Annotated in this window: 23 protein-coding genes, 1 tRNA gene and 1 pseudogene; 4 read left to right on the forward strand and 21 right to left on the reverse strand. The window is 40.4% G+C overall.

Annotated features, from left to right (window positions below):
• Nucleotides 1–4 precede the first annotated feature (4 nt).
• Entirely contained in the window at nucleotides 5–343 is a 339-nt protein-coding gene (locus tag EV579_RS08680; protein WP_133744270.1) for a hypothetical protein, read from the forward strand.
• A 279-nt stretch (nucleotides 344–622) separates the two neighbouring features.
• Here EV579_RS08680 and EV579_RS08690 read toward each other — a convergent pair whose 3' ends face one another.
• The 6 genes and pseudogenes from EV579_RS08690 to EV579_RS08715 form a co-directional block, all read right to left on the reverse strand.
• Nucleotides 623–943: a transglycosylase gene (locus tag EV579_RS08690; protein WP_133744271.1), complete on the reverse strand. Its 321-nt coding sequence runs from the start codon at nucleotides 941–943 to the stop codon at nucleotides 623–625.
• Nucleotides 936–1,292, reverse strand: a complete 357-nt coding sequence (locus EV579_RS08695; protein ID WP_133744272.1) for an HNH endonuclease — start codon at nucleotides 1,290–1,292, stop codon at nucleotides 936–938. The genes EV579_RS08690 and EV579_RS08695 overlap by 8 nt, the downstream gene beginning before the upstream one ends.
• 84 nt (nucleotides 1,293–1,376) lie before the next feature.
• Nucleotides 1,377–1,973, reverse strand: a complete 597-nt coding sequence (locus tag EV579_RS08700) for a hypothetical protein (protein ID WP_126681507.1) — start codon at nucleotides 1,971–1,973, stop codon at nucleotides 1,377–1,379.
• 265 nt (nucleotides 1,974–2,238) lie between these two features.
• Nucleotides 2,239–2,634, reverse strand: coding sequence for a hypothetical protein (locus EV579_RS08705; protein WP_133744273.1), 396 nt, complete (start codon nucleotides 2,632–2,634; stop codon nucleotides 2,239–2,241).
• A 262-nt stretch (nucleotides 2,635–2,896) separates the two neighbouring features.
• The gene (locus EV579_RS08710; RefSeq protein WP_133744274.1) at nucleotides 2,897–3,616 is read right to left on the reverse strand and encodes a hypothetical protein; all 720 of its coding nucleotides are present in this window, start codon (nucleotides 3,614–3,616) and stop codon (nucleotides 2,897–2,899) included.
• Nucleotides 3,617–3,872: 256 nt separating this feature from the next.
• Nucleotides 3,873–4,139, reverse strand: a pseudogene (locus EV579_RS08715) (tyrosine-type recombinase/integrase); the annotation flags it as partial.
• A 114-nt stretch (nucleotides 4,140–4,253) separates the two neighbouring features.
• On the opposite strand from EV579_RS08715, the gene EV579_RS08720 reads away from it, so the two are divergent.
• Nucleotides 4,254–5,234, forward strand: coding sequence for an SDR family oxidoreductase (locus tag EV579_RS08720; protein ID WP_133744275.1), 981 nt, complete (start codon nucleotides 4,254–4,256; stop codon nucleotides 5,232–5,234).
• 397 nt (nucleotides 5,235–5,631) lie between these two features.
• Here EV579_RS08720 and EV579_RS08725 read toward each other — a convergent pair.
• The 10 genes from EV579_RS08725 to EV579_RS08770 form a co-directional block, all read right to left on the reverse strand.
• Nucleotides 5,632–5,705: transfer RNA gene (locus tag EV579_RS08725), tRNA-Arg, on the reverse strand.
• Nucleotides 5,706–5,825: 120 nt separating this feature from the next.
• Entirely contained in the window at nucleotides 5,826–6,350 is a 525-nt protein-coding gene (locus tag EV579_RS08730) for a YfcE family phosphodiesterase (protein ID WP_024423201.1), read from the reverse strand.
• A 14-nt stretch (nucleotides 6,351–6,364) separates the two neighbouring features.
• Nucleotides 6,365–6,967 (reverse strand): XTP/dITP diphosphatase, encoded by a 603-nt coding sequence (locus EV579_RS08735; protein ID WP_162860205.1) that lies wholly within the window; start codon nucleotides 6,965–6,967, stop codon nucleotides 6,365–6,367.
• A 10-nt stretch (nucleotides 6,968–6,977) separates the two neighbouring features.
• A complete protein-coding gene (gene rph / locus EV579_RS08740; RefSeq protein ID WP_024423203.1) occupies nucleotides 6,978–7,706 on the reverse strand; it encodes a ribonuclease PH in 729 nt (242 codons plus the stop codon).
• A gap of 151 nt (nucleotides 7,707–7,857) precedes the next feature.
• On the reverse strand, nucleotides 7,858–8,919 hold the full coding sequence (locus EV579_RS08745; protein WP_024423204.1) for a GerMN domain-containing protein: 1,062 nt from the start codon (nucleotides 8,917–8,919) through the stop codon (nucleotides 7,858–7,860).
• Between the two features lie 101 nt (nucleotides 8,920–9,020).
• The gene (gene racE / locus EV579_RS08750; RefSeq protein ID WP_481747241.1) at nucleotides 9,021–9,839 is read right to left on the reverse strand and encodes a glutamate racemase; all 819 of its coding nucleotides are present in this window, start codon (nucleotides 9,837–9,839) and stop codon (nucleotides 9,021–9,023) included.
• A gap of 7 nt (nucleotides 9,840–9,846) precedes the next feature.
• Complete coding sequence (locus EV579_RS08755) at nucleotides 9,847–10,287, reverse strand: MarR family winged helix-turn-helix transcriptional regulator (protein WP_024423206.1); 441 nt, start codon at nucleotides 10,285–10,287, stop codon at nucleotides 9,847–9,849.
• 149 nt (nucleotides 10,288–10,436) lie between these two features.
• On the reverse strand, nucleotides 10,437–10,661 hold the full coding sequence (gerE, locus tag EV579_RS08760; protein ID WP_003184172.1) for a spore germination transcription factor GerE: 225 nt from the start codon (nucleotides 10,659–10,661) through the stop codon (nucleotides 10,437–10,439).
• Nucleotides 10,662–10,866: 205 nt separating this feature from the next.
• The gene (locus EV579_RS08765) at nucleotides 10,867–12,183 is read right to left on the reverse strand and encodes a CitMHS family transporter (protein WP_024423207.1); all 1,317 of its coding nucleotides are present in this window, start codon (nucleotides 12,181–12,183) and stop codon (nucleotides 10,867–10,869) included.
• A 153-nt stretch (nucleotides 12,184–12,336) separates the two neighbouring features.
• Nucleotides 12,337–13,197 carry a LysR family transcriptional regulator gene (locus EV579_RS08770; RefSeq protein WP_024423208.1) on the reverse strand — a complete coding sequence of 287 codons (861 nt, stop codon included), beginning with the start codon at nucleotides 13,195–13,197 and terminating at the stop codon, nucleotides 12,337–12,339.
• Nucleotides 13,198–13,332: 135 nt separating this feature from the next.
• Here EV579_RS08770 and EV579_RS08775 point away from each other — a divergent pair, with 135 nt between their 5' ends.
• Nucleotides 13,333–14,463 carry a 2-methylaconitate cis-trans isomerase PrpF family protein gene (locus EV579_RS08775; RefSeq protein ID WP_133744277.1) on the forward strand — a complete coding sequence of 377 codons (1,131 nt, stop codon included), beginning with the start codon at nucleotides 13,333–13,335 and terminating at the stop codon, nucleotides 14,461–14,463.
• Between the two features lie 224 nt (nucleotides 14,464–14,687).
• Here the strand turns inward: EV579_RS08775 and EV579_RS08785 are convergent, their stop codons facing one another.
• From EV579_RS08785 to EV579_RS08805, 5 genes are all read right to left on the reverse strand, one after another.
• A complete protein-coding gene (locus tag EV579_RS08785; RefSeq protein ID WP_133744278.1) occupies nucleotides 14,688–15,407 on the reverse strand; it encodes a biotin--[acetyl-CoA-carboxylase] ligase in 720 nt (239 codons plus the stop codon).
• Between the two features lie 77 nt (nucleotides 15,408–15,484).
• Entirely contained in the window at nucleotides 15,485–15,946 is a 462-nt protein-coding gene (locus EV579_RS08790; protein ID WP_056768074.1) for an acyl-CoA thioesterase, read from the reverse strand.
• Nucleotides 15,947–16,067: 121 nt separating this feature from the next.
• A complete protein-coding gene (gene sdhB / locus EV579_RS08795) occupies nucleotides 16,068–16,832 on the reverse strand; it encodes a succinate dehydrogenase iron-sulfur subunit (RefSeq protein WP_041115060.1) in 765 nt (254 codons plus the stop codon).
• A gap of 1 nt (nucleotide 16,833) precedes the next feature.
• A complete protein-coding gene (sdhA, locus tag EV579_RS08800) occupies nucleotides 16,834–18,594 on the reverse strand; it encodes a succinate dehydrogenase flavoprotein subunit (protein ID WP_073206868.1) in 1,761 nt (586 codons plus the stop codon).
• A gap of 37 nt (nucleotides 18,595–18,631) precedes the next feature.
• Entirely contained in the window at nucleotides 18,632–19,240 is a 609-nt protein-coding gene (locus EV579_RS08805; RefSeq protein WP_024423213.1) for a succinate dehydrogenase cytochrome b558 subunit, read from the reverse strand.
• Nucleotides 19,241–19,523: 283 nt separating this feature from the next.
• Here EV579_RS08805 and EV579_RS08810 point away from each other — a divergent pair, with 283 nt between their 5' ends.
• Nucleotides 19,524–19,967 carry a YslB family protein gene (locus EV579_RS08810; RefSeq protein ID WP_024423214.1) on the forward strand — a complete coding sequence of 148 codons (444 nt, stop codon included), beginning with the start codon at nucleotides 19,524–19,526 and terminating at the stop codon, nucleotides 19,965–19,967.
• Nucleotides 19,968–20,059 lie beyond the last annotated feature (92 nt).

The raw sequence follows: 20,059 nt of genomic DNA on the forward strand, positions 1-20,059 counted from the left end.
ACTCTTGGGATATAACTCTTTAATCAAAATATTAAATAAATATGGTGCCAACGATTTGCGATTAGAGTGGAAAAACGGATTACAGATTATCGGAAAACCAGATGCACTCTATGAAACAGATAATGGTCTAGAAGACGACGATATAAATTATACAGAATATTACGCAGTTGCCTTTATTGTCAAGGACATCATTGCCCACCCTACTCATAATGAAGGAAGGGTATGTAATTGGGTAATACAAGAAGGAAATTCTTATGTGGAAATTTCCCTTTATGATGATCCACCTAAGGCTGTATATTTAGTAGAAGGTCAAAAATTATGGGAATTTGACAGCGATGAATAACATTGAAAAGCCCCTCCGTGTCGGAAGGGCTTTCTTTTACTTCTGCTTTACTTCAACATATTTTGAAGCAGCTGTAATATAATGGTCTGATTTCAGTATGTACATTTTTGCCTCATTAACTGTAATCAATCGTGAATGCTTCACCCGACTTTACTTTTTTGTGCTTTGCTGACCAATTCGGCTTATCGTAGATACAAAACCATTTATCGTTATTCAGGATTAGAGAATTTTTCAAACTGTTGAGGAAGACGCGGTCTATGGCAAATCGTTTCTAGGGATTTAAGCTAGGGGGCCTTCACCTTCGATGCGAAGCTGATTCATGGCTCTTTCTAAATCTGCTTGTATTGAATCCATTTTCTTATAATGTTGATCAAGTAGACTCTTGTTCCTCGTCATTCGAATAGCATCATATAGCTTACTGATTTTGCTTTGCTGCTTTCTGATTTCCTCGTTTGTATAGTAGGAAGTGTACTCAGCTTTACATCTCAGACACACTAGCAGATGACGTTTGATACCACGACCTATCTTCATAACCCTAGAACCGAATCTAATAATAAATGTTGTTCCGCATTGATCGCATACATACTTTTGATTATCCATTCCCAAACCCTCCATCTTCTTTAGCGGTCTTCCTACTGTGACAGGACGCGCACAGCGGCTGCCAGTTAGTTGAATCCCAGAATAGTTTTTTATCTCCCTTATGTGGTTTGATATGGTCTACTACTGTAGCCGCAATACGTTTACCTTTTAACATGCAAGACTGACACAAAGGATGCTTTGTTAAATAACCGTCACGCGCTTTACGCCATCGGCTATTATATCCGCGACGTGCAGATGATTCACGGTGCAGATCGTATAAAGGCTTCAATTTATTATGCTGCTGGCAATATCCTTCGCGCGTTAGTTGAGGACATCCAGGTTCGTTGCATGGTTTCAATGGCTTTTTCATTTAATCTGATTCCCTCCACAAAATAAAAAGCACCCCAAAGGATGCTTATAGATACAAATATACATACATTCAAATATTTTTCTATTAAATACATTTCCTAAGAAAATTCAATATAAGATCATGAAATCTTTTGCAATCACTTATATTTAGATACACTCTATTTTGCTTTTTATTAATATTAAGGTTTAAAAAAATAATTGAATCTTCATCTGCTTTATTTCTTATAACACGATTATTGTGAACAATAATATTTCTAACCTTATTCCAGTGCCTTAATTTATTCCATTCAAGAGTATTTTTTAAATCTCTAACTTGAGCAATTTTAGTTAAATACAAAACAGCTCTTTCAATTCCATTTCCCGCTATATCTTTTAGATCAATCTTATAATCGTGCTTTGTTTTATGAGCATTACAAATTAAATTGAGAAAGTATTCAAAATCACCATACATTCCAGTAAATAACGCACTGGAAACAGAAGGAACTATAATGGGTTTTATTATAATATGCTGACCGTTTGAACTATTCATAGCACCTACATCTTCTTCACTTTTTTCATGAAAATAATTTAAGGTTGTTTCATAATTCTGAAATGTCGATGCAATATCCATGTAAACAGAAAACAAATCGCTCGATAACTTCCCTTTACTTACAGCATTTTGTATAAATGAAAACTGATCCAAGTTATTCTTCTCCTATCTTTTTTGTCAACAATTCAAGACCGTTTGGAACTTTTCAAATAATAACGATCTCTCAATGGAAGCCACTCTCCATTTATCACCTAATACCATCATAACCACTCTCAGACAAAATGCTTTGCCAAGATCGTGCCAAAAGTGTGCCATTTTTAAATATCGCTACCAAACCTATCTGTGCACAATTTAAAACCTCTCTTAAACTTTTGAAATTCATTGTCATTCATTGCTTTAACGTATCCTTGATAGCTCTTTAGAATCTGAAATGCTTCATAAATATCAATTCTTCTGTGATTATATCACTTTGATATTTTATGAGTTCATATTTAACTTTATTGAATTCGGTAAAGTTAAGGTGTTCAAAGGGCATAGGGCCAGGAGCCTTTTTGTGATTACTTGATCCAACTATAAAATCCAATTCAAAAACTTCACCTCTTAAGTAGTAGAAATTATCTTCAATTTCCCGCAAAATAAATTTTTCAATTATTTTCTTACTAAAATCAATAGCTTCTTTCTCTTGTTTCTTGAGTTTCTCTTCACTCTTTTTTATTTGAATCCTTGCACCACTATAACTAGCTACGGCAGTTAATACCCCCACCAATAAGGTTATAACTCCTCCAATAATTGCTATTAATACTTCATTATCCATTTGTTACACCTCTTCAATATTGTTTAATCCATTATGTAACACTACTTGTATAAATTAATATTTATCCACATTATCCACCAATTCACCATATCTAATATTGTGTCTAACTCAGGGAATTGCTAAATCCTTTGCCCCTGTTGCTGCTCAGTCATTTCCTTAAAATGAGTTGGACATTTTCTCGATATGGTGAGTTGATGAAAATAATCTCAAAAAAAGCCCACGTTTAATATCGAGGACTTTCAACTAACTCTATACACCTATTTCAATTTGATATGGTGCTTAGAATCCCATTCTCAAAATATAAATACTTATTCCCTTTATAAATCCACTGCTCCATAGTATGATCTGCTGTTTGAGTTTTGTTTATCTTTTCAGGCTTCCCCCATCCTTCAATTAATACTTCTTCTTTAGACATACCAACAGAAACACTTTGAGGACTATTAGTTCTCTCTTCTATCACAGTTGCTCTTTCCCTTATAGCAGAATACTTTTCTGCTTCTTCTATTTCCTTAATATTTTCTTGAATTTGATCATCTTTATCATTTTGCAAAGCATCTATGTGTTTTTTATTATTTTCTTGAGTTTGAAGAAAATCTAAATCTGCATGACTGTTTTTGTATTTTACTTTATCTAACATTGCATCAACATAAGTATAATCATCATAATTATCTAAACTCACTTTAGCACCTTTTAACTGTTCTAACTTTTTGTAAGCAGAAGCTATAAAGTAATAATCTTTTTTAAATTCATTTTGTAATTCCCCAGTCTCTTTAATAACATGATCAAATTCTTTATTTTTAATAAGATTAATGATTTTTTTGTCTTCACTAGAAAGATTATGCTGCTTTTTAGTCTCTTTTTCTTCACTTGATACTTTTTTTTTGTTATTACTACTAGACTTAGAACTACTCGAAACACTTTGATTAGAGCAACCAAATAATGTAACTATAAGTACAGATAAAACAAGAAATAATCTTTTCATTTGAAATCTCCCTATTATTTAAATTCAATTAAAACTAAATAAACCTTATTTAAAACTGGTTTTAGCTGCCGATAAATATTTAACACACAGATAAGATCGTTAGAAAAAGCATAACGATGGATGCTTTATTTCGTGAATATAAACCTATAAATCATTTATATATCACCTCCATCTTTCTATCGACAGAAAACAAATAAATGAAATGGTTTGCAAAATTTGTCGAACAAAAAACGCGTTTTCGTTTGAACAGATGAGCCTATAAGCCGAAATCGTCCATTGTTTTATCCATTGTGTCTTGTGTGATCCCGATATATCTCAGTGTAATATCCGGGCTTGAATGGTTGAATATTTCTTGCAGCAAGGCCACATCCTTGAATTTTTTATAATGCCAGTAACCAAACATTTTCCTTAGTGTATGTGTCCCTATGCTATCGAGGCCAACATACTCCGCTGCCTCTCTCAATATATTGTATGCACTGCTGCGGCTGATAGGCTTGTTTAGCCCCTCTCTGCTTCTAAATAAGCTTACTGAAACCCTTCAAATAACTCCTTCACAAGTTTATTCATTATTAATACTTGGATTAGCAGTAAACAACATAGATATTAAAAGGGAATAAGTACGTTTGGAGGGAATTCAATGACACAAGAATCTGATGAGCGTAAGTTGCAACAAATAAAACAAATGCAACAGATGTTTCTAGAGAAAATGAAAACTCAACCTTATCCCATGTACCCTAATTACGGAAAAATCACACGCTATGAAGAAATCCCAATTAATTTACCTGAACAACGTCAACTTCGGCATCCTGGTGTAGAAGGCTTAATGGTACCACTTCCAATTATTGAAAATACAAATTACAAAGGGAGTGGTAAGTTAGCGGGAAAAGTTGCTCTTATTACAGGAGGGGATAGCGGTATTGGTGCAGCCGTAGCCATTGCCTTCGCAAAGGAAAGTGCTGACGTTGCGATTGCATACTTAGATGAACACGAAGACGCTAATAGAACAAAAGCAAGAATTGAAGAACTTGGGCAACGTTGTTTATTGATGCCAGGAGACTTGCGAGATAAAAGGCAATGTATCACCATTGTAGAGAAAACAGTAAAAACCTTCGGACGTCTAGATATTCTATGTAACCACGTTGGTATCCAATTTCAACAACCCAGCCTGCTTGACATTACAGACGAACAATTCGATGACACCTTTAAAGTCAACATATACTCACATTTTTACACAACCAGAGCAGCGCTTCCTTACTTAAAACCAGGCAGTTCTATTATCGGTACTTCTTCAGTCGTAACGTATGTAGGTGAGCAGCAAATGATTGATTATACAGCCACAAAAGGTGCAATTGTTGGTTGGACACGTGCTTTGGCTAAAAATCTTGTAAAACAAGGAATTCGTGTAAACGCCGTTGCTCCAGGTCGAATCTGGACGCCACTCATTGCAGCAAGCTTCTCGTCAGACCAAGTGGCTGTATATGGAGCGTTTAACCCAATGGAACGAGTTGCCCATCCATTTGAACTCGCACCAACATTTGTTTATCTAGCTTCTGATGATTCACGTTTTGTTACAGGTCAAGTGCTGCATGTTGACGGTGGGGAATCCACACATTCCTAATATAAGGAGGTCATTGGATTGAGGTATGAATTTAATCCAGAAGTAGAGTTATTACTTGTGAATCATTCAATGAAAAAAGTTACTATGGTTTATATGGAGCATTCATGGCCAATGTCTGAAATTGGACGTAGACCGCCTTATTATTGCTACCCAAATTATGAACTGAATTATCCAATCATTTAAATAAATCGCAGTTATTCAGGAACGGTTAGGGCATACAAAAATGGATACAACTATGTCAATTTACGCTTCTTTGAAACAAAAACAGGGAACGGAAATACTTAAAATAAACCCGCTCTCAAAACCCTGTTTTGAAGCGAGTTACGAATTTATGTTCCAAAGAACAAAAGAGCCTGAAACCCTTTATTAAATAAGGGTTTCAGGCTCTTTTAAAGTACGTCCCAGGAGAGATTCGAACTCCCGACCGACGGCTTAGAAGGCCGTTGCTCTATCCTGCTGAGCTACTGGGACATGTTGTTATGTATTGTGCTTTGGTGTATTACCTCAGCGACAAGATTTATTATATTACTATTGTTCTTTAAAGTCAACGGTTTTTCGAAAGTTTTTTCATAAGGGGCAAATGCTGCACCCTTATGAAATACCTTCCAATGTGACAGTGTTTTCGAGGTCTTGTATGGCCTGACCTTCGTCCGTGAAAAACTGTACGTTTGCTTCGCTTCCATCTAGTGTCAGTATAGCATAGCTGCGCTCTTTTCGCACTCTTGGCAAGTGCACGCTGCCTGGGTTAATGAGGAGTTTTCCTCTTAGCAGTTCACTGCCTGGAATGTGCGAGTGGCCAAAGCAGATAATGTCTGCGCCCAGCTCTTCTGCACGGTAGTAGACTTGAAGCAAGGATTGTTTGATGCCATGCAGATGTCCGTGAGTGAGAAATAGTTTTCCGCCTCCATCAAGTGGGAGCAGGAGCTCTTCTTCAAAATCGCCCATAAAGTCACAATTTCCTTTGACGACTTTGTATCCTTCGAGTGCTGGGTGGTTCGTTTCGAGTTCTGAATCTCCGCAGTGAATCATCATGTCAACTTCAGCCTCATGCCGTTCGGCAATGGTTTGAAGTTCGTCTGTGAGTCCATGACTGTCACTAATGATGAGTATCTTCATGGCTTCATTCCCCCTTATTCATTTGCGTCTAGCAGTGATGAAAGCTTTTGAAGCGCGACCGCTCGATGGCTGATCTTGTTTTTCTCCTCTGGTGATAACTCGGCCATCGTCTGGTCTTTGTCTTTGACGATGAAAATTGGGTCGTATCCGAAGCCATTTTCGCCGATAGGTTTTTCAGCGATGAAGCCTTCTACTGATCCTTCTACCGTCTTTGTTTCTTTTCCCGGTATGCTGACAGCAAGGGCACATCTGAACCTGGCTGTGCGGTCTTCTTTTTCAATGCCTTGAAGTTCGCTCAGCACTTTTTCCACATTCTCCGCATCGTCTTTATGCTCACCTGCGTATCTCGCTGAATACACGCCAGGTTTTCCGCCCAGATAATCAATGGACAGACCGGAATCGTCTGCAATGACCATTTCACCTGCTTTGGCTTGAATGGCCTCCGCTTTGATGATGGCATTTTCTTCGAAGGTTTGTCCTGTTTCTTCAATTTCTTCAGTAAAGCCAATGTCTGCTAGTGTTTTGACCGTGAATCCTTTTGGCTCAAGAATGGCTTTGAATTCTTTCGCTTTGCCCGCATTGTGCGTTGCAATGATGGCTGTTTTCATCCTGATCAAACCCTTCTCTTTATTCGATGACTTCTCCTGTTACTGCTTTTTGCTTTTCGATTAATTCTTTGATGCCCTTTTCGGCTAAATCAAGCAGTCCGTTTAGCTGTTCTCTTGAGAATGTCGCTTCTTCGCCTGTTCCTTGAAGTTCAACAAAGCGACCAGCGCCTGTCATGATGACATTCATATCTACTTCAGCAGAAGAATCTTCTTCATAGTTTAAATCTAACAGAAGACCTTGCTGAGAATCAATTCCGACGGATATCGCCGCTAAATAATCAGTAATCGGGTTTTCTTTGATGACTCCTTCAGCTCGTAGCTTTTGAATCGCAAGTGTCATGGCAACAAAAGCACCTGTGATGGATGCTGTGCGTGTGCCGCCGTCTGCTTGAATAACATCACAATCAATCCAAATGGTGCGTTCGCCAAGCTTTTCTAAGTCAACGACTGCGCGGAGTGCTCGTCCAATTAAACGCTGAATCTCCATCGTACGTCCTGTGACTTTTCCTTTAGATGATTCTCTTATCGTTCTTTGTGCAGTTGCTCTTGGAAGCATGCTATATTCTGCTGTAATCCAGCCTTTTCCTTCTCCTCTTAAAAAAGGAGGTACGCGGTCTTCGATCGATGCGTTACAAATCACCTTCGTATTTCCCGCTGAGATTAAGACAGAGCCTTCTGGATGTGTGATGTAGCCTGTCTCTATTTCAATTTTTCTCAATTCGTCATATTGTCTTTCATCTAATCTCATGTTTTACCTCCGTTACGATATACATTCCTCGCGGGTGCCAGCGGGGTTCTCCTACTAACTTTGACAACCTCAGCTCGTTCTAATCGCTTGGAATAAAAAAGAGGCAGCGAATATGCATGCCTCTTTTTCTTCATTATATCAATGTATGACGTTAAAAACTACCTGTATTCACTTGTTCTGGTCGTGAAACCGGCTTTGTGAGCTCTGCTCCTTTTTCGTTCACAAGCTCAGCCTTGCCGTTCACCTTGACAGATACGCTTTTGACGTCCGGCAGCTCGGTTAATGTGAGCACAATGCTATCAAGAACTTTTTGTGAAATGACCTTTTTCTTTTCATCTGCACTGCCAAAAATAGATTCGTTGAAATCAAGTGTCACATGGCCATCTTTTACTTTTGGTACATCATTCAGCTTCACATCTTGATCAAAGTCTGTAAGCAGATGGCTTTTTTTGCTTGGTCCAGAAACGAGCTCATCAATCGCTGCTGTAATCGGATCATCCTCGTCTTTTGGCGCTCTTTTGGTCACCGGAACGTAGTACGTCTGTTCATCAGATTCAGCTAAATAGTAAACCGTCACTGGCTTTGTCGCTGTCATATCAGCAGCAGCCTCGTGCTGGATATTAATACCGTCTTCTCTGCTTAAATCATCTGAGATAGGTGTACCGTTCACTGGCATTTCTTTTAGTTCATGTCCATTCATCTTCAATTTGACTTTGGCTATGGAATCAAACTGAGTTAACGTCCAAGTGACAGATTGCAAAATCCGCTGCTCGTCTTCTTTTTTATAGTTTTTAAATTCATTTGAAAAATCCACAACCGCCGTTCCATCTTTAATATCGACAGATACGCGCGTATCCGCTGGCAGCACTGCTCTGAAGCCATTCGGCATTAAGTTAGAAATAGGTCCCCCGTCCACGAGATATTCAAGGGTTTGTTTGGCACTTCCTTCATTTTTCGGCAGTGGAATGGATTGAGAGACGACATACCCGTTTTTATCAATTAAATATAATTCTCTCATGACCGTATCTGCCTGTTTCTCTTCTTTTCCTTCTTTGGCTGTTTGTTTATCTTCTTTATTTTCTTTCACATATGTGACGTTTTGTGGTGGATCAATCTCTGTTTTCGCTTGGTCTGTTTGAAACAATCCGCATCCTGACAAAAGCATGGCTGACGCGATACACGTAACAGCTGCTGTAGATCCTTTTTTCAGCATACTTCACCCTCCTCTAGTAGTTTGTACTACTATGTATACGAGCTCCCCCAGAGGATTAGACCCTTTTCATAAAAAAATAACCCACTTCAAATAGAAGCGGGTTATTGCTGGTAGATGTGTTCAAGTGACACGGTTTCGACCTTCCCTGGCAGGTAGCCAAACCAGTCACGAGCGATGTTTTGAAAATTTTGCTGCTGCCCTGTTGTGTAAAATGTATGGACAGGCGTTTCTTTAGAAGTATTTAAAAGCCCTTTATATGAAAGAATCGTACTTGCTTCTCTCGCTGTCTCATCTCCTGATGAAATGATGCTGACATCACTGCCCATAAAGCGCTGAATCGGCTCTTTTAAAATCGGATAGTGTGTGCAGCCAAGAATAAGTGTATCAATTCCTGTTTCTTTCATCGGTTCAAGGGAATCTTTCACCACTGCCTCTGCTGTCTGATCTAAAAACGTACCGCTTTCCACAAATGGAACAAGGAGCGGACACGCCAGACTTTGAACCGTTAGACCTGCTTTTAGTGACAGCAACGCTTCTTTGTATGCCTTGCTTTTGATCGTATTGATTGTGCCAATAACGCCAATATGCTGGTTATTTGTCACCTTGATCGCTGTACGGGCGCCAGGCTGAATGACGCCAATGACCGGAATATCAAGCGTTGCTTTGATTTCATCTAGTGCGATCGCCGTTGCTGTGTTGCATGCAATGACGAGCATTTTAATATGGTGGTGTTTTAGTAAGTAGTGTGCCATTTCCCACGTATATTGAAGAACTTCTTCTTCTTTCCGCGGGCCATATGGACATCGTTTTGTATCGCCTACATAAATAATTTTTTCTTTTGGCAGTTGTCTCATGATTTCCTTTGCAACGGTTAAACCGCCGACGCCGGAATCAATGACGCCGATTGGTTGATCCAACAAAATCGCCTCATTTTCTTTTCATTTGCTGCTGTAGTTTCGTTAAGGATTGGTTGAAAACGATGGCTTCTTCTTCTGAGAAAGCCCCTAGAAGTTCACTGACGTATTCTTGGCGTTTAGCAATCACTTCTTGAATGATCCGCTCGCCTTCAGGCAATAAATGAATGCGAACCACGCGGCGGTCAGATGGATCTTTCACCCGTTCGACAAGTTCACTTTTTTCCATTCTATCAATTAAATCAGTGGTTGTGCTGCAAGCCAAGTACATCTTTTGTGACAGCTCGCCTATTGTCATATCTCCGAATTCATAAAGCCACTGAAGCCCGATGAATTGTGGAGGTGTAATCGTATATTGATTGAGGATTTCTCTGCCTTTTTGCTTAATAATTGCGGCAATGTGGCGCAATGATTTTTCAATCTCTGCAACATGGCCTGATTCATTCGTTTCCATTTTATTGATACCTCACTATAGCATCTCACTTTGATTAAAACGTATATGTCTATTTTCCTCGTTTTTTAAAGAAAATGCAAGAAGAGACTCATGGAAACTATATAGAAATAACCGGTTCCTTCCCGATATGGAAGGAAAACCGGCTGACTTTAGAGCTCTAGCTCACCCATACGCAGAAGCTCGACTACGGCCTGTGAACGGCCTTTGACTCCTAGCTTTTGCATGGCATTCGAAATGTGATTTCGAACAGTCTTTTCGCTAATAAAAAGCTCGCTTGCAATTTCTTTAGTTGTTTTATCTTGGACGAGCAATTCGAATACTTCTCTTTCTCTTTTGGTTAATAGCGGCTTGGATTGAAACTCTTTCTCCTTCAAGTATTGTAACCCTCCTTGCTAAGGTGAGAGCTCTAGTCTCTATAGAATGGGATTCTGTATAGTCGAGATATCATATGCCGGGTGCCTGAGGTAGGTGACGTTAAAATCAAGAAATCCCGCATATCAGCGTCCAATTTCTGCGCTTTCCTCCACGCAAAAAAGGACGAGTCTCCTCCCCGAGACATCGTCCTTTTTTGCGTAGTATTTAAAAGATTGAAATGGCGCCTGTTAACAATGCAATAAGTGTTGTAAAAAGGGCAGTTAACACGGTCCATAGCAGTGCATATTTTTGCAAATCACCAATATCTTTGTTCAGCATACTGACAAGCAGCAGTGTTGAAGCTACAAGCGGACTCAGTAAGTGAACAGGCTGCCCTATGATAGAGGCACGTGCAATTTCCACCGGATCAATCCCATAAGCTGCGCCGGCTTCAGCCAAGATTGGCAGCACTCCGAAATAGTAAGCATCGTTTGAGAGCACAAATGTAAATGGCATACTCGTCAAAGCAACAATCAGCGGGAAAAATGAGCTGTAGGAATCCGGAATCATGTAAATGACCAAATTGGCAATGGACTCAACCATTTTTGTTCCAGAAAAAATCCCTGTGAAAATTCCTGCTGCAAATACAAGTGTGATAACCGTTAATGCGTTTCCTGCATGAGATAAAATTCGCTCGCGCTGATCTTCAACCTTTGGATAGTTGATCATCAGAGCGATGACAAATCCAATTAAGAAGAGTACAGGAATTGGTATGATATCCATGACGAGTGTGACCATGACAGCAACTGTAAGGAAGAAGTTAATCCAAATCAGATTCGGTCTCTTGATATCAGCTACTCCATCTTCAATTGATGCAGCCAATTCAGGAGAAATGGACGGCTCTTCTTTGTACTGAATCTCTGCAATCCCAATCCGTTTTCTTTCTTTTTTCCCAAGTACATAAGCAGTAAAAAGTATAAAAAGACCGCCTCCAACCATCGTTGGGAGTAATGGAATGAAAAATTCGCCTGCATCTAATCCAAGCGCCGCGATTGCACGAGTAGCTGGACCGCCCCATGGCGTCATTCCGCTCATAATTCCTAATGATAATAATGAAATTGTTCCTAAAATTAATGGGTTCATCCCAATTCTTAAGAAAAGTGGCAGCATAGCTGATACGGTAATCATGTACGTTGTTGTTCCATCACCATCTAATGCAACAAGCATAGACAAAATCGCTACCCCAAAAGCAATTTTGACAGGATCACCTTTTACAATACGTAGAATGAGTTTAATCAGAGGATCAAACAATCCAGCATCCAGCATGACACCGAAGAATAAAATCGCAAATAACAATAAAGCAGCTGATGGTGCAACAGTTTTCAGTCCATCAAGCATCATGTCCCCTAACCCTTTGTTAAAGCCGCCGATCAATGCAAATATGATAGGTACAACGGTTAGAGCCACCACCGGATGCATACGTTTTGTCATAATGAGAAATGTAAATGTCAAGACCATCAAGATCCCTAAAATAGCTAGCACTTTATATCCCTCCATCCTCTTCTTTACATGATCTGCAAGCGCCCCTTTGCACTTGCGATCTATATGTTAGCGCTTTCTATTTCAAGGATATAATAGCTTTTTTTATAATGAAAATATCGATTTTTTCGTATATTCAATAAATTTCTTTTATAATCAACCTTGCTGATTTCTTAAAAACTCAATGAACGCTTTCACCACAGACAAATGAAGTGAGTCTGGCTGGTACATGAGCCATGTATCTCTTAAAACAGGCTGTCCATCTTTATACGAAAGTCCTTTTACAAATAACTCATCACTTGGTCTGAGGCAAATTTCTGGGACAATGGCATAGCCTAAACCATGCTTCACCATTTCTTTTGATGTATCCTGACGGTCTGTCTCCATCGTGACAAGCGGAGGCATTGTGAATGTTTCCTGCCACCATCTGTTAATCAGCCGTTTTAATGAACTGTCTGTATGATAGTCAATGAGCGGCAGATTCGGGAGATCCTTTAGCTGAATTTCTGATTTTGAAATGATGCAAAGACGCTCTTTATCAAGCAAAAAACGCTCTCCATTCCAGTCATAATCGCCTCTTAAAATCCCTAAATGCACACTTGATGTTCCTAATAAATCCATTACCTTTGTGCTCCAGCCTGTGTTGACCATAAATTGAACATGTGGATACTGCTTAGAAAATTCTTTTAATATTTCTGGCAGTTTATACTGGGCAAAGTTACTTGAGACCCCTAACCGAATCGTTCCTTTGACCTTTTTTTGCATATTGAGCATGCCATCTTTCGTTTGCTGCAGCTGTTTGAGCATGTCATTTGCGTATTTAGCCAAGTATTCGCCCTCTGATGTAAATTCAATTCCTCGTTTTCTTTTAAAGAAAAGTTTCATATCAAACTCCTCTTCAAGCTGTTTCAATCGATAGCTTAAGGCAGGCTGAGAGACAAATAATTTTTCTGCCGCTTTTGTGATGTTCTTTTCTTCATAAAGTACCTTTAAAAACCGCCAATCTTTTTCATCCATTGTATGCCCTCCTTTTTTACTAATTATAAAATATTTTTATTGATTTCTCTCAAAATAATGTATTTAACTTATTTCTTATTATACTTTACCATTTTGGTTAGATAAACAGTTAATTAAAAATTGAGGGTGAGAGTCATGAGAAAAGTTCCAATCACAATCATGCGAGGCGGTACAAGCAAAGGAGTATTCATTCACGCTGACAATGCACCATATGAACACGATGAGCTCGAGGCATTTCTATTAGACATTATGGGCAGTCCTGACCGGCTGCAGGTCGATGGGATCGGCGGCGGTAATTCTTTAACAAGTAAAGTGGCCATTATCGATAAAGCCACACGCCCGGATGTGGATGTGAACTATACATTTGCACAGGTCAGTATTAATGAGAGATATGTCGACTTTAAAGGAAACTGCGGGAACATCTCATCAGCCGTTGGACCATATGCGATCATTAAAGGACTTGTTCAAGCAGTTGAGCCCATTACGACTGTACGTATCCTCAATACCAATACAAATAAAGTCATTACGGCAGAGGTCGAAGTTGAAAATGGGGAAGTAAAATTTGAAGGACAGGCAGAAATTCCAGGCGTAAAAGGAACTGGTTCTCCCATTTATTTATCCTTTGAGAAACCTGAAGGAGCTGTCACAGGTAAAACCTATCCGACTGAAAACAAAATTGATACGATTCAAACAAAGTTTGGGGAGATTCCAATCTCGATCGTTGACATTGCAAATCCAATTGCCTTTATTCGCGCGAAAGATATTCAATTAAAAGGAACTGAATTACCTGAAGAGTTTACAGACGAATTACTGGATGATTTAGAAGAAATTCGTTCTCTCGCTGCTGAAATGTGTCACTTTGCACCAAAAGAAATGGCCACATTACAGTCTCCAGCTGTTCCAAAGCTTGCGCTCATTAGCGAGCCTGCTGATTATGTAGATACAAATGGAATCTTGAGACGAGCAGAAGATATGGACATCATCGTTCGTATGCTATCGATGCAACGACCGCACCAAGCACTTGCCATTACCGGTTCTGTCTGCGTGACGGCCAGCTGTTTCTTGGATGAAACGCTTCCTTCTCAGCTGTTCCAAGGTCAAGATGACACCCTTCGTATTGGGCATCCTGCCGGGATTATGCAAACGGAAATTGACATCTCTCAAAACAGAGTCAAAGTCATTCGAACTGCAAGAGAAATTCTAGACGGAGTTGTTTTCACAAAACAAGATTATGTGATTCAGCCTCAGATTAAAAGAGAAGCTTAAAGCAGACGAGAATATAGTCTGCTCAGATTGTTGACAAAGGGCTAAAAGGGTTTTCTTTTAGCCCTTTGTCTTCTATTCAGCGTGATAGAAAACCTTTGAAGTCTAGGAAGGACGAGCACAGGAGCGGAGCGAATGTGACATTCGTGAGTACCGGAGCGCAGACCTGACAACGAATGCGAGGGTTTGTCTACACGCTGAGCAGACGAGAATATCGTCTGCTTTTTTTAATGCTGAAGCGGTGCATCTATATCTCCGGCAGAATGAGCTTTTATCTGCCCTTTCTCATCTTTGAGCTGGAGATGACCGTAGCTGTTGACTCCGTAGCAAATGCCCTCTTCCCATGTTTGTTTTTCACGGTCTAACGAAATCCGCAGCGGTTTATGAAGACGATATAACCGTTTGTTATAGAGGGAAGTGAGTGTTTCAAACCCTTCATTCTTCCAGCGTGTATGATATTTTTCAAAAGCGGCGGCAAGTTCCTTCACAAGCTGATCGGCATTCACCTCTGTAAGCTCTGATAGGCAAATGGTTTTGTACGGAACATGCTCCGGCTTTGTCTTCACATTGATGCCAACCCCGATATAAATGGCGGTACGGTCCGCTTCAATCAATGTGCCTGATACCTTTGCTTCATTGATGAGAATATCATTTGGCCATTTGATCGCCAGCTGATCCTCAGCCCTGATGAGAGGTTTGAGTACATCGTAGATCGCTAGTGCCGTCAGCGGAGCAATCGTTGACTGGGTGGAGAGTTCTTCTGGCGGCAAAACTGTCATGGTCAAAGCGACATTCCCTGCAGGTGTTTCCCACGGTCTGCCTAGCCTGCCTCTTCCTTCTGTCTGCTGATGTGCATAGACAGCAAATGAAGGTTTTTCTCCTTGCTGAATGAGCCTTTTCGCTTCATTATTTGTACTATCAATGGTGTCATATTGAAAAATCTTCATGTGTTCTCCTTTTGTTCTTCTTGATATGATCTTTTTATTATAACAAAATGAAGCTTACACGTTGCTGAGGCTGCATGCTACCCATTTCGCTGAGCTTGAAATGTCTCTTTTTCTTCCTCTGTAAATGGGACAGATGCGCCTGTTTCTTTATTAATTTGCACCATGGTGACTGAGCCTGTAAAGCATGGTTCCTGCTGCTCGTTTTCTCCTAAATAATGAAGGATAAGTGAGCTTGATCCGACTTTTTCCGGCTTTACATACACACGAAGCCGCTCCCCAATCTCCACCTGTTTGATGTAATCACATTGCAGATTTGCCACGACTGTAATCGTCTCTCTCACACGTTTCATTCGTTTATCCACAATTCCTGTTTTTTGAAAAAAGGCAATCCGTGCTTCTTCAAAATAGACAAAAGGGGTGACATTGTTCATATGGCCGAACATATCCGTTTCTGAAAAACGGACAGTCGTTTCGACATAAAATCGAAAGGATGCTCTCCATTCTTCAAATGGTTCCTCAATATATGATGGAAGTCTCACTTCATCATCTCCTTATTCATCAATAAACGCCCCTCCCATATTGGAAGAGGCGTTTATTTTGTGTTCCATCCAGCCTCTTGTAAACACTCATCATGATTGGCAAAGAGGACTGAATGTGATGTTATTCTGCGTGATCGCTTCCGAAGAAGTTACGGAAAGCTTGTAATGTTGTATCTCGGTTAAGTGCTGCAATTGACGTTGTCAGCGGGATTCCTTTCGGACAAGCCTGCACACAGTTTTGAGAGTTCCCGCAGTTCGCAAGACCGCCGTCTCCCATAATTTCTTCTAGACGGTCAGACTTATTCATCGCACCTGTCGGATGTGCGTTAAATAGACGAACTTGCGAAAGCGGAGCAGGGCCCATAAAGGAAGACTTATCATTTACGTTTGGACAAGCTTCAAGGCAGACACCACATGTCATACATTTAGAAAGTTCATACGCCCATTGACGTTTTTTCTCAGGCATTCTTGGTCCAGGTCCAAGATCATATGTGCCATCGATCGGCACCCATGCTTTTACTTTTTTCAAGGAGTTGAACATGCGGCTTCTATCAACCTGCAAGTCTCTCACGACCGGGAATGTCTTCATCGGCTGAAGACGGATCGGCTGATCTAACTGGTCAATCAAGGCTGTACATGACTGGCGTGGTTTTCCATTAATGACCATAGAACAAGCTCCGCACACCTCTTCAAGACAGTTCATGTCCCAGTTGATCGCCGTTGTTTTTTCACCTTGTTTATTGACCGGGTTACGTCTAATTTCCATGAGTGCAGAAATGACGTTCATATTCGGACGGTAAGGGATTTCGAATTCCTCATCATAAGGCTTTCCATCTGCTGTATCTTGACGTGTGATTATGAAATGAATTGTGTTTTTTTCACTCATCTTATTTCTCCACCTTTTTCTTCGAGTAATCTCGTTTACGAGGTGCAATTAACGATACATCGACGTCCTCATAGTGGAATGCAGGCTTTTGATTTTTTCCTTTGAACGTAGCCATCGTTGTTTTAAGGAATTCTTCATCGTTTCTTTCTGGGAATTCCGGTTTATAGTGTGCGCCTCGGCTTTCATTCCGGTTATATGCCCCGATCGTAATGACTCTTGCCAGTTGTAGCATGTTGTCAAGCTGACGCGTGAAGGCAGCGCCTTGGTTGCTCCATGATGCGGTATCATTGATGTTGATCTTCTTGTAGCGCTCCATTAGTTCTTCGATCTTCTCATCTGTTTTTAAGAGTTTGTCATTGTAACGAACCACTGTAACGTTATCCGTCATCCATTCTCCAAGCTCTTTATGAAGCACGTACGCATTTTCTGTTCCGTCCATGCTGAGGATGTTGTCCCATTTCTCCTGCTCTTTCTTCACGGCGCTGTCAAATAGTGCAGAAGAAAGGTCTTCTGCAGATTTTTCAAGACCGCTAATGTACTTCACCGCATTTGGTCCAGCGACCATTCCGCCGTAAATCGCAGAAAGAAGTGAGTTTGCACCAAGTCTGTTTCCGCCGTGCATTGAATAATCACATTCTCCGGCAGCGAATAGACCTTTGATATTCGTCATTTGATCATAATCGACCCATAATCCGCCCATAGAGTAATGAACAGCTGGGAAGATTTTCATCGGCAGCTTACGCGGGTCGTCACCCATGAATTTTTCATAGATTTCAATGATTCCGCCAAGCTTAATATCAAGCTCTTTTGGATCTTTGTGAGAAAGATCCAGATATACCATGTTCTCTCCGTTGATGCCAAGCTTTTGCTCGACACATACGTCAAAGATTTCACGCGTTGCGATGTCACGTGGTACAAGGTTCCCGTATGCTGGGTATTTTTCTTCAAGGAAGTACCAAGGCTTCCCGTCTTTATATGTCCAAACACGTCCGCCTTCACCACGAGCCGATTCACTCATAAGACGAAGCTTGTCATCTCCTGGGATCGCTGTTGGGTGAATTTGAATGAATTCTCCATTTGCATAATGTGCACCTTGCTGATAGACGATAGATGCTGCAGATCCAGTGTTAATCATAGAGTTTGTTGATTTCCCGAAAACGATTCCAGGACCGCCTGTTGCCATGATGACTGCATCTGAACGGAAGGATTCAATTTCCATTGTCGTCAAATTCTGCGCGACAATCCCGCGGCATACTTCCTCGTCATCTAAAACAGCGCCAAGGAATTCCCAGCCTTCATATTTCGTGACAAGTCCTGCTACTTCATAGCGGCGAACCTGCTCATCCAGTGCGTATAATAGCTGCTGGCCTGTTGTAGCTCCAGCAAACGCTGTACGGTGGTGCTGAGTTCCCCCGAAGCGGCGGAAGTCCAATAATCCCTCTGGTGTTCTATTAAACATAACACCCATACGATCAAGTAAGTGGATAATGGACGGTGCTGCTTCACACATTGCCTTTACTGGCGGCTGGTTGGCTAAGAAATCTCCGCCGTATACAGTGTCATCAAAATGCTCATAAGGTGAATCCCCTTCACCTTTTGTATTGACCGCTCCGTTGATTCCGCCCTGTGCACATACAGAATGCGAACGTTTCACAGGTACGATTGAAAATAGTTGAACAGCTGTTCCCGCTTCTGCTGCTTTAATAGTTGCCATGAGACCAGCTAAGCCGCCTCCGACAACGATGATGCTAGAATTACTCATTGTAGCCCCTCTCCCTCTTCTACTAATCTATTTCCTCTTAAACAAAAGCGAAAATTGCTCTTAGCCCTACATATGAAAGCGCTATAAATATACCTAATGTCACATATGTGGAGATTCGTTGTGAGCGTGGTGAAACGGTAATTCCCCAGCTGACAGCAAATGACCACAAGCCATTAGCAAAGTGGAAAATAGTAGATAAAACGCCGACAATATAGAAACCTAGCATAAATGGAGAGCTTAAAATATTCGCCATCATGTCATAGTTGACTTCAGCTCCAAGCTGAGCTTGAATTCGTGTTTCCCATACGTGCCAAGAGACAAAAATCAATGTGATAATACCTGAAATCCTTTGCAATCTGAACAGCCAGTTTCTTAAGTAACTGAAGCGAGACGTGTTGTTTTGTGCCGTAAAGGCTATGTACACCCCATAAACAGCATGATAGATCAGTGGTAAGAAAATCACGAACAGCTCAAGTGCATATCTGAAAGGAAGCTGTTCCATAAAGTGTGCAGCTTTGTTAAACGCCTCTGGTCCATTTGTCGCAAAGTGGTTAACCACTAAGTGCTGTATTAAAAATAGACCGACCGGAATGACGCCAAGCAAAGAATGCAATCTCCGATAAAAAAATTCTTTGTTCCCCGACATTACTTTACCCCCTAGTAAAAAAAGTGCAATTGCTTGAAAATTGTCTTACCCCCGCTTCTTTCAATTGTAAGCACTTTATTCAAATTTATTGACAATTTCATTTTACTCCTATGTCAAAAAAGCGTCAAGAAACCGCGTACATAAATTAAAATTTTCCGAAATTTAAAAGTTTTAAATCAAAATTCGTTTTACTACAATAAGAATTTCTTAGACTTCAGGGAAAACTCTGTCATCATATGCCCACATAAGCTATAATAAATTGTTGAAAGAGGGGAGCCGTACAATGAATAAATTCGAATCTAACTTAGAACAGCTAAAAGAAATTGAAGTCAATGGATTTGCCTACGAGCTGATACGCGAAGTTCTGCTGCCTGATATTCTTGGTCAGGACCATTCATCTATGATGTATTTTGCGGGTAAACTGCTTGCTCGTAAATTTCCTCAAGAATCATGGGAGAAGATCCCCGAATTTTTCCATGATGCCGGATGGGGGACTCTCACAATGGTCCATTCGAAAAAACAGGAAATTGAGTTTGAGCTCGAAGGTCCACTAGTATCCAATCGACTCACCTATCAAAAGGAGCCATGCTTTCAGATGGAAGCGGGTTTTATTGCTGAACAAATTCAGCTTCTGAATGAGCACGTGGCTGAATCCTATGAACAAGTGAAAAAGCGTGCTGAGAAAGTCATTTTAACCGTTAAATGGGATTTAAGAGACCCTAGCTAATACTCTTGATAAAAGGCGCGGACTTCAGGTCACGCCTTTTTTATATGTCTACATCTATCATAGCATACTTAATGAATAGGTTTACGCCCGTT

Origin of the sequence: Bacillus sp. BK450 (assembly GCF_004364885.1) — a bacterium.
GTDB classification, from domain to species: Bacteria; Bacillota; Bacilli; order Bacillales; family Bacillaceae; genus Bacillus; species Bacillus safensis.

Excerpts from the sequence above, each read along its gene's own strand:
- EV579_RS08755 (WP_024423206.1), bottom strand. The coding sequence starts at position 10,287 with ATGGAAACGAATGAATCAGGCCATGTTGCAGAGATTGAAAAATCATTG.
- sdhA (WP_073206868.1), bottom strand. The coding sequence starts at position 18,594 with ATGAGTAATTCTAGCATCATCGTTGTCGGAGGCGGCTTAGCTGGTCTC.
- sdhB (WP_041115060.1), bottom strand. The coding sequence starts at position 16,832 with ATGAGTGAAAAAAACACAATTCATTTCATAATCACACGTCAAGATACA.
- EV579_RS08705 (WP_133744273.1), bottom strand. The coding sequence starts at position 2,634 with ATGGATAATGAAGTATTAATAGCAATTATTGGAGGAGTTATAACCTTA.
- EV579_RS08730 (WP_024423201.1), bottom strand. The coding sequence starts at position 6,350 with ATGAAGATACTCATCATTAGTGACAGTCATGGACTCACAGACGAACTT.
- EV579_RS08710 (WP_133744274.1), bottom strand. The coding sequence starts at position 3,616 with ATGAAAAGATTATTTCTTGTTTTATCTGTACTTATAGTTACATTATTT.
- EV579_RS08695 (WP_133744272.1), bottom strand. The coding sequence starts at position 1,292 with ATGAAAAAGCCATTGAAACCATGCAACGAACCTGGATGTCCTCAACTA.
- EV579_RS08720 (WP_133744275.1), top strand. The coding sequence starts at position 4,254 with ATGACACAAGAATCTGATGAGCGTAAGTTGCAACAAATAAAACAAATG.
- EV579_RS08745 (WP_024423204.1), bottom strand. The coding sequence starts at position 8,919 with ATGCTGAAAAAAGGATCTACAGCAGCTGTTACGTGTATCGCGTCAGCC.
- EV579_RS08770 (WP_024423208.1), bottom strand. The coding sequence starts at position 13,197 with ATGGATGAAAAAGATTGGCGGTTTTTAAAGGTACTTTATGAAGAAAAG.
- EV579_RS08805 (WP_024423213.1), bottom strand. The coding sequence starts at position 19,240 with ATGTCGGGGAACAAAGAATTTTTTTATCGGAGATTGCATTCTTTGCTT.
- EV579_RS08690 (WP_133744271.1), bottom strand. The coding sequence starts at position 943 with ATGGATAATCAAAAGTATGTATGCGATCAATGCGGAACAACATTTATT.
- rph (WP_024423203.1), bottom strand. The coding sequence starts at position 7,706 with ATGAGATTAGATGAAAGACAATATGACGAATTGAGAAAAATTGAAATA.
- EV579_RS08785 (WP_133744278.1), bottom strand. The coding sequence starts at position 15,407 with ATGAAGATTTTTCAATATGACACCATTGATAGTACAAATAATGAAGCG.
- EV579_RS08810 (WP_024423214.1), top strand. The coding sequence starts at position 19,524 with ATGAATAAATTCGAATCTAACTTAGAACAGCTAAAAGAAATTGAAGTC.
- EV579_RS08775 (WP_133744277.1), top strand. The coding sequence starts at position 13,333 with ATGAGAAAAGTTCCAATCACAATCATGCGAGGCGGTACAAGCAAAGGA.